The following is a 1295-nucleotide window of genomic DNA, read 5'->3' as shown; positions in this document are numbered from 1 at the left end:
CCCCCTGTGTCCCGCATCCGATCCACGTAGCGTTTCGCGAGCTCCTCGATCCGCTCACCCATCGCCTTCATCGCCTTCGGACCGAACCACTCCGCCGCGATCGCCCGCACCACCCGATGCTGCGGATCATCCATATGGATCAGCGTCCGGATCCCGATCGCGGCTTGCATCTCGTCGGACTCCGCCGTCATCAACACAGGGCGCGGCCAGTTCGTGAACTGACTGTTCGCCCGCTCGACCGCCATCACGTCGGCGTGCTTGGTGATCGCCCAAAACGGTTTGTATCCGGCCACTTCCACGCGCGCCACCGGCTTGTCCGCCCGCAGCGCGGCCAACGCGGCATGCAAACGCGGCTCGTCGGCGTAGGCGGAGGGATCCGCCAGTACGTTCGCGGCCTCATCAACGATCGGCATCACTATCAGCACCTTTTCCCGTTCCGAGCTGGCAACCCAGCAACCACCACCTCGCACGCACCCGCGTCGACGGCGTTGTCTCGCCCACAAGACTGATTTATAGTTACCCTTACTGTCAAGCTTTCTGTAACTGCTACGGAGCGCTCGATCGGTGCGGTACCCTCGCCGCCCGCCGCCCCGCGTTCGAGGCCCTCACCTCGGCAGTCGCATTGCCGACCCGGATGCCGGTCAGATACTGTATGCCTTACAGTAAGTATTACTCCCAATACTCGTACGGTGTGACGAAGCCAGAGGTGAGCTGTGAACAGCCCAGTTGAGGACCGAGCAGAGACGATGGGGGACGTTCCCGATCCCCACGATCCCTACCCCTTCTTCGCCGCGCGGCGGCGCGTGGGCGGCGTATTCCACGGGACGGTGATGGACTACTCCAGAACCCCGAAGGAACTGCGCCCCACCGATACCTACGCCGTGATGTCGTGGTCCGCGGTGAACAAGGTCTTGCGCAACAACACGGTGTTCAGCACCCAGCTCTACGACGCGACGATCGGCGTGTTCATGGGCCCCACCATCCTGGCGATGAACGGGGCACCGCACCGCGCCCACCGCAACCTGGTGTCGGCGGCCTTCAAACCGCAGTCGCTGGCCGTGTGGGAACCCGAGGTGGTACGCCCGATCTGTGACGAACTCATCGACGAATTCATCGACGAGGGACGCGCGGACCTGGTCCGCGACTTCACCTTCGAGTTCCCCACCCGGGTCATCGCCCGCCTGCTCGGGCTACCGGCCGACGACCTGCCCTTCTTCCGGGACGCCGCCGTGGCGATCATCAGCTACGCGGGCAATGTCCCCAGGGCGCTGCAGGCGTCCAAGGAACTGAAGGAG

General features: G+C 64.3%; 2 pseudogenes. One reads left to right on the top strand and one right to left on the bottom strand.

Annotated elements, in window-relative coordinates:
* A pseudogene (locus ACFWF3_RS36210) lies at positions 1–413 on the bottom strand (cytochrome P450); the annotation flags it as partial.
* Between the two features lie 333 nt (positions 414–746).
* On the opposite strand from ACFWF3_RS36210, the pseudogene ACFWF3_RS36205 reads away from it, so the two are divergent.
* Positions 747–1295 (top strand): annotated as a pseudogene (locus tag ACFWF3_RS36205) (cytochrome P450); the annotation flags it as partial.

The sequence above is a fragment of the Nocardia sp. NPDC060220 genome, assembly GCF_042727815.1.
In the GTDB taxonomy this organism is placed as follows: domain Bacteria; phylum Actinomycetota; class Actinomycetes; order Mycobacteriales; family Mycobacteriaceae; genus Nocardia.
This window is presented reverse-complemented; position numbering and strand designations above follow the sequence as displayed.